The following is a 6,821-nucleotide window of genomic DNA, read 5'->3' as shown; positions in this document are numbered from 1 at the left end:
GGGTGACGGCTCGTACCTGATGCTGAACTCGGAACTGTTCTCGGCCGCGTTCGCGGGCCATCCGTTCGTCGCGGTGGTGTGCGACAACGACGGGTACGCCGTCATCGCGCGGCTTCAGGAGGGGCAAGGCGGGAAGCCGTTCAACAACTTCTACGCCGACTGCACGACTTCGCACGCTTCGCCGCCGCGGGTCGACTTCGCGCGCCATGCGGAGTCACTGGGCTGCGTGGTGTTCACGGCGTCCACTGTGGACTCCCTCCGGGAGGCGTACGCGTCGGCTCGCGAGGCGGCCGTCTCGGAACGGCGGCCGGCCGTCGTCGTGGTGAGGACGCAGCCGTCGGCGTGGACCGAAGCCGGGGCCTGGTGGGAGGTCGGCGTGCCCGCGCACCTGGCCGGGCGGGAGGGCTACGAGCGCGGGAAGGGCGGCCAGGTGCGTTACCTCGGGTCCTGAGTGACGGCCGGCGAGACCGCCCCGGCGACCAGTTGCCGGGGCGCGCCGGAGCCGTCGGCCGGCACCGCCCAAGTGGCGTTGTCGAGCCCGTAGAGGATCGTGCGGTCGTCCTGCCAGAGGGCCTGGTCGTCGACGCTGCGGGTCTCGGCGAGCTCGGTCTCCTTCATGCTCGCGAGGTTCAGCACCGACAGCCGCCAGACACCGTCGCCGACCTTCTTCTTGAAGGCGACCCACTTGCCGTCCGGGGACAGCGACGGGCATTCCACGTTCTCGCGGAGGGTCTTGCCCCGGTAGCGCCCGTAATCGGCCTCGACGAGGTACGTCTTGCCTTTGCTGCCGAGGGTCGCGTAGAAGCGGTTTCCGTCGGGGGCGAAGGTGATGCCCCAGTAGTTGACGTCGGCCGCGAAGTAGCGTTCGCCGTCCTTGAAGACCGGCAGTTCCTCGATCGTCTTGACCAGCCGTCCGGTCTCGACGTCGTAGAGCCCGGCGCGGGTGGAGAAGCCGGTCTGGGCGTAGGAGTCGCCCGTGACGAACAGCGTCCAGTAGACGCGTTTGCCATCTGGGGAGACGCGCGCGCGGCTCGGCGTGCCGGGCAGGGTTTCGGTGTGGCGGACGGCGAGGTGGTCGTCGAGCACGAGGACGTCGGTGATCGCCGGGAGCGTGCCGGGCCGGACAGCCAGGCACACCGCGGTCTGCCCGGCCACCGCGAACCGGTCGCACTTCAGGCCGCTGAGCTGCGGTTTTGCCGTGGTTTCGGCGAGCGGGACGGCGCCGACGCGGCCGGTGGCCGTGTCGCGGAAGAACAACTGGCCGGGGGCGAGGGTCAACGCGGCCGCGGGTTCGGCGGCCGCGGTGTCGTGCCGCGCGCTGAGCGTGTACGTGACGGCGGCGGCCACGAGGAGGGCCGTGCCGGTGAGGGCGAAGACGAGTTTCTTCACGGGCGCACCGGTTTCGCGAAGGCGGCGGCGAGGGCGACGACGGCCAGGCAGGCCGCGGCGACGAGCACCGCGGGCCGCAGGTCCCACAGCGTCCACGCCAGTCCGAACAGGACGGAGGAGAGCATCCGGGCCGCGGCCTGGCCCGTCTGCACCACGGCCAGCCCGGTCGCGCGCAGGCCGGCCGGGATGAGCGGGCCGGCGGCGGCCATCAGGACGCCGTCGGTGGCCGCGTAGAACACGCCGTGCAGGCCGAGCGCGACCACGGGGAGCACCGCGTAGACCGGGCCGCAGAGCAGCACCAGGGCCAGGCACAGGGCCACGTGCCCGCCGAGGAACACCGGCCAGCGGCCGATGCGGTCGGCGAGCTTGCCGAGCGGGACGGCCAGCAGGAGGTAGACCCCGGCGGTGCCCAGCGGCAGCAGCGGGAAGTACGTCGCCGCGATCTCCCAGCGCCGCTGCAGGACGAGGTAGACGAACGAGTCGCCGACCGTCACCAGGCCCAGCAGCGCCGCCCAGAGCGCGACGCGCCGGAAGTCCTGCTGCTTCAACAGGCCGAACGCGGTCCTCACCGACACCGCCGCGCGGTCGACGCCGCCGGGCCGGTCGCGGACGAACAGCGCCAGCAGCAGCACGGCGATGGCCGCGATGCAGAAGCTGGTGAAGAACACGCTGGTGTAGCTGCCGAGGCTGACGGCGAGCACGGCCATGGCCACCAGCGGGCCGAGGAACGCACCGACGGTGTCCATCGCCCGGTGCACGCCGAACGACCGGCCGAGGGTCGCCGGCTCGCTGGACAGCGAGATGAGCGCGTCGCGCGGGCCGGTGCGCAGTCCCTTGCCGGTGCGGTCGGCGGCGAGGACCAGGCCGATGGCCGCGACCGACGAACCGGCGGCGACCAGGCCGAGCTTGCACACCGCGGACAAGCCGTACCCGAACCCGGCGACCGCCTTGAGCCGCCGCCACCGGTCGGCGAGGTGCCCGCCGAGCACCCGCACGACCGCGGTGGCGCCGGCGTAGAGCCCGTCGAGCAGCCCGAACTGCAGCGGGTTGAGGCCGAGGCCGAGCACCAGGTAGAGCGGGAGGACGGCGGTGACCATCTCCGAGGAGACGTCGGTGACCAGGCTGACCACCCCGAGCGCCACCACGTTGGCGGACACCCGCTTCAGCGCCGGTTTCCGGTCGGTTCCCGACGCCAGGTCCGAGGTACGGCTTGCCGCGATGTACATGGCCGGGCCTACTGGTGGCAGGTGTAGGTCGGGCTGCTGTCCAGGACCTTGCCGTCGACGCCGATGAGCTGCGACTGGAACGTCGTGTCCGTCATCGACAGCTTCAGGACGCCGAAGGTCTTCAGCAGCTTGGCCGTCGTCGCGTGGGCCGGGCTCAGGTCGTACAGGTTGGCGCCGCCGCTCCCGCCGACGATCTCGACCGGGCCGTTCGCGTCCGCTTTGCCGTCGGCGTTCTGCGGGACGAACCGCTCGTAGTCGTGGTCGTGTCCGTTGAGGACGAGGTCGACCTTGTTGGCCACCATCAGGTTCCACAGGTCGATGCTGTCCGGGTTGTCGCCGTGGTCACCGGAGCTCCACCGCGGGTGGTGGTAGTACGCCGCGACGCAGCCCTTGGTGTTGTTCGCGAGGTCCTGCTTCAGCCAGGTCAGCTGCTCGCTCGGGCCGAATTCGTGGGTGGCGAAGTCGTTGGAGTCGAGGGCGATGAAGTGCCAGTTGCCCATTTCCCAGCTGTAGTACCGCTTGCCCTGCGGCTTCGCGATGGCGCCGAAGTAGTCGTCGTAGCCCTTGTACGGCGTGTCGTCGTAGGTCTCGTGGTTGCCCGGGATCGGCTTGGTCTTGCTCTTGAACTTGCCCCACGTCGTGGCGTAGTAGGACTTGAAGTCCGAAAGGTGGGCGTCGTCGTACTGGTTGTCGCCCATGGTGATCACGGCCGCGGGGTTCATGTTCTCGACGAGCTTCGCGGTCTTGGGGTGGACGCAGCTCGAGCTGCTCGCGGTGCACTGCTCGGCGATGTCCCCGGCCGCCGCGAGGACGAATCCGGCGCTCCCGGCCGCGGTCTTGACCGTGATCGGCGTGCTCGCGGGTGAGGCGTTCCCCGCGGCGTCGCGCGCGCGGATCGCGTAGGTGTAGCTCGTGTTCGGGGTGAGCCCGGTGTCGGTGTAGGACGTCGTCGCGCTGGTGGCGACGGCCGTGCCGTTGCGGAGGACGTCGTACCCGGTGACGCCGACGTTGTCGGTGGCGGCGCCCCAGGTCAGCGGGACGCTGGTGGCGGTCGCCGTGCCCGCGGCGAGGCCGGCCGGGGTGCTCGGGGCCTGGGTGTCGCCGGAGGAGTCCGTGCTGCCGTAGACCTGCATCTCCCAGAAGGAGTAGCCGTAGCTGGTGGCGCGGGTGAGGCCGACGAAGCGCACGAAGCGGCCGCGGGCGGTGAGGCCGCCGAGGTCGTCGATCTTGCCGTCGCCGGTGTCGACGGTGGCGGCCGTGGTGAACGACGTGCCGTCGTCGGAGACCTCGATCCGGTACTTCTTCGCGTAGGCGGCCTCCCAGTTGAGGACGACGCGGTGGATGCTCGCGGACTGGCCCAGGTCGATCCGCAGCCACTGGGGATCGGCGCCCTCGGCGCTGGCCCAGCGGGTGGTGGTGCTGCCGTCGACGGCCTTGGCGCCCGCGTAGGACGAGCTTTCGGTGGTCGAGGTGGCAACGGGCTTTCCCTGCGACAGCAGGACATCGGCGGCCTGGGTGGTGGCGGCCGCGGCGATCGCGGACGGCAACAGAACCACGGCGGCGAGCACCGGGGTGAGTCGGGTTAACGGGCGTAAGCGAGTGGACGGCACGTCGCGCTCCTTGCGGGCCTGGCGGTGGCGGGTGGGCTGCGGCGTCGGTTAACGAGAGGAAAACAGTTAGGAAAGTTTCCTAACTAAGCGGACTGTAGCGAGGGTCCGTTCCGGCTGACAAGACTTGTCTTGTCCTTGAATCGGTCAAGAGGGTGAGTTTTTCACGCTTTCCGCAGCTCAGCGCGGGTACCGGTGAGCGGCACACTGCTCCGTGCGCCGGGACCGGTCAGCCGGCCGGAGGCGCCTGAAGACCTCGGAAGACCGCGGCGATCAGCCGCCGCCCCTGAGCCGCGCCGTCGTCGTTGTTCGCCACCCGCCACAGGAAGCTCATGAGCATGACGATGTCGGCGGGGTCGTGCCCGGGCGCGATGGAGCCCTCGGCCACACAGGCGTCGACGAGCTTCTTGACGGCGGCCGTCGTGGGCGCCCACGACGCGCTGATCAGCTCCTGGGCCGCGGCACTGTGCAGCGCGTCCCCGAGCCCGTGCTTGACGCGGATGTAGGCCGACAGCGTCTCGAACCACTCGACGAAAGCGGCCTTCGCCGACGAATGGCGGGCCAGCACGTCGTCGGCCGTGGTCGTCAGGCGCTCGATGTCGTGCTGGTAGGCGCCGAGGATCAGGTCCTCGCGGGTCGGGAAGTGGCGGTAGAGGGTCCCGGCGCCCACACCGGCGCGCTTGGCGACCTCGCTCAGCGGCACCAGCGGGTTCTGCGCGAACAGCTCGTGAGCGGCCTCGATGATGGCGATCCGGTTGCGCGCGGCGGCCTTGCGCTGGGTGCCGTACGTACCGTCGGTCATGCCCCGATCATGCCGCATCGCCGACGTGCGGAGAATCCTCCCTGAGTCGCCCCCGTGAAGCTCGGCACCACCGGCCTGGACATTTCGCCGACCGGCGCTGAGGTTTCCCCTGCGGGGCAAGGGTTTTTGACCGGACAAGATCACCCGATCCAGCGATGGTGTTCGCACAGATGTTCGGTAGCGTGGGCCCCATGGCTCCTGACACCCGCGCCGTCACCGTCCGGCGAAGACCTTCACCGCTCCGAGCGCAGCAGTTTCCGGATCTCCGCCACCGCGGCCCGGCCGGCCCGGTTGGCGCCGACCGTGCTCGCCGAAGGCCCGTACCCGACCAGGTGCAGGCGCGGTTCGAGCACCACCCGCGTGCCGTCCATCCGGATGCCACCGCCGGGTTCGCGCACGTGCAGCGGGGCCAGGTGGTCGATCGCCGCGCGGAACCCGGTGGCCCACAGGATCACGTCGGCGTCGAACCGCTCGCCGTCCGGCCAGACGACGCCGCCGGGCGTGATCCGCTCGAACATCGGCCGCCGGTCGAGGATGCCGGCCGCCCGCGCGGCCCGCACCTCCGGCGTCACGGCCAGATCGGTGACGCTGACAACGCTTTCGGGCGGCAGCCCGGCCCGCACCCGCTCGTCGACCTTGGCGACGGCGGTGCGTCCCCAGTTCTCGCTGAAGGGCTCGTCCCGCCAGACGGGCGGCCGGCGCGTCACCCAGGCGGTCGCGCGGGCGAGCGGCGCGAACTCCATGAGCAGCTGAACGGCGGAGGCCCCACCCCCGACGACGACAACCCGCTGTCCACGGAAGTCTTCCGGCCCGGCGTAGTCGGCGGTGTGCAGCTGCCGCCCGGCGAAGGTCTCCTGGCCGGGATAGCGCGGCCAGAAGGGCCGGTCCCAGGTCCCGGTGGCGCTGATGACGGCCCGCGCGGCCCACGACTCGGCCGGGCTCGAGACGACCAGCCGCTCCCCCGCCCGCGTCACGGACTGCACGTCGACGGGCCGCAGAACGGGAAGGTCGTAAACGCTTTCGAACCGTCCGAAGTATTCGGAGACGACCTCGGAGGCCGGACGCGTCACGTCGGGAGAGCCGAAGGCCATCCCGGGAAGGTCGTGAATGCCATGGACTTTCCCGAGAACCAGCGACGGCCACCGGTACTGCCAGGCACCCCCGGCCCGCTTCCCGTGGTCGAGAACAACGAACCCGCTCCGGTTCCCGAACCCGGCCCGCCGCAGGTGATAGGCGGCAGACAACCCGGCTTGCCCGGCCCCGATGACCACAACATCCGTTTCGTGATCCGCGCCGCTCATAACGGAGTCAACACCCACGGCACCGGCATATTTCGCGCCCTACATCACACCGCCCGGGCCGCGGCCAGGCCGGGCGTCCCCTTCCGCCCCGGCATCGCAGCTCAAGCCGCCCCGCCCCGGTCGCGACCACCATCCCGCGCTCCAACCCGAGGCCCACGCTCGCCCTGACCTCGACGTAACCGGCGTGCCGCCCTCAAGGCGCCCAACCCGCAACCCAAGCCCGCCTTCCCCTCGGGCGCAACCAGCATCGCCATCCCTAAGACGCCCAACCCGCAGCCCAAGCTCGCCTCCCCTCGGGCCCGACCAGCGTCGCCACCCCCAAGACGCCCAACCCCCAACCCAAGCCCGCCTTCCCCTCGGGCGCAACCAGCATCGCCATCCCTAAGACGCCCAACCCGCAGCCCAAGCTCGCCTCCCCTCGGGCCCGACCAGCGTCGCCACCCCCAAGACGCCCAACCCCCAACCCAAGCCCGCCTTCCCCTCGGGCGCAACCAGC

The 6,821-nt window shown here is 70.9% G+C and carries 6 protein-coding genes; 1 reads left to right on the top strand and 5 read right to left on the bottom strand.

Annotated features, from left to right (window positions below):
* Positions 1 to 451 (top strand): thiamine pyrophosphate-dependent enzyme (locus tag ACWDN5_RS40170; protein ID WP_449679956.1); only part of this gene is annotated, 451 nt, incomplete at its 5' end.
* Here ACWDN5_RS40170 and ACWDN5_RS40165 read toward each other — a convergent pair.
* From ACWDN5_RS40165 to ACWDN5_RS40145, 5 genes are all read right to left on the bottom strand, one after another.
* Positions 436 to 1,389: a hypothetical protein gene (locus tag ACWDN5_RS40165; RefSeq protein WP_449679955.1), complete on the bottom strand. Its 954-nt coding sequence runs from the start codon at positions 1,387 to 1,389 to the stop codon at positions 436 to 438. The genes ACWDN5_RS40170 and ACWDN5_RS40165 overlap by 16 nt on opposite strands.
* On the bottom strand, positions 1,386 to 2,615 hold the full coding sequence (locus ACWDN5_RS40160) for an MFS transporter (protein ID WP_449679954.1): 1,230 nt from the start codon (positions 2,613 to 2,615) through the stop codon (positions 1,386 to 1,388). The genes ACWDN5_RS40165 and ACWDN5_RS40160 overlap by 4 nt, the downstream gene beginning before the upstream one ends.
* Before the next feature lie 8 nt (positions 2,616 to 2,623).
* Positions 2,624 to 4,183 (bottom strand): discoidin domain-containing protein, encoded by a 1,560-nt coding sequence (locus ACWDN5_RS40155; RefSeq protein ID WP_449679953.1) that lies wholly within the window; start codon positions 4,181 to 4,183, stop codon positions 2,624 to 2,626.
* Between the two features lie 268 nt (positions 4,184 to 4,451).
* Positions 4,452 to 5,024 carry a TetR/AcrR family transcriptional regulator gene (locus tag ACWDN5_RS40150; RefSeq protein ID WP_310974516.1) on the bottom strand — a complete coding sequence of 191 codons (573 nt, stop codon included), beginning with the start codon at positions 5,022 to 5,024 and terminating at the stop codon, positions 4,452 to 4,454.
* Between the two features lie 233 nt (positions 5,025 to 5,257).
* A complete protein-coding gene (locus ACWDN5_RS40145) occupies positions 5,258 to 6,325 on the bottom strand; it encodes an NAD(P)-binding domain-containing protein (protein WP_449679952.1) in 1,068 nt (355 codons plus the stop codon).
* Positions 6,326 to 6,821: the final 496 nt, after the last annotated feature.

The sequence above is a fragment of the Amycolatopsis sp. NPDC003731 genome (assembly GCF_053586895.1).
This window is presented reverse-complemented; position numbering and strand designations above follow the sequence as displayed.

Excerpts from the sequence above, each read along its gene's own strand:
- ACWDN5_RS40160 (WP_449679954.1), bottom strand. The coding sequence starts at position 2,615 with ATGTACATCGCGGCAAGCCGTACCTCGGACCTGGCGTCGGGAACCGAC.
- ACWDN5_RS40150 (WP_310974516.1), bottom strand. The coding sequence starts at position 5,024 with ATGACCGACGGTACGTACGGCACCCAGCGCAAGGCCGCCGCGCGCAAC.
- ACWDN5_RS40145 (WP_449679952.1), bottom strand. The coding sequence starts at position 6,325 with ATGAGCGGCGCGGATCACGAAACGGATGTTGTGGTCATCGGGGCCGGG.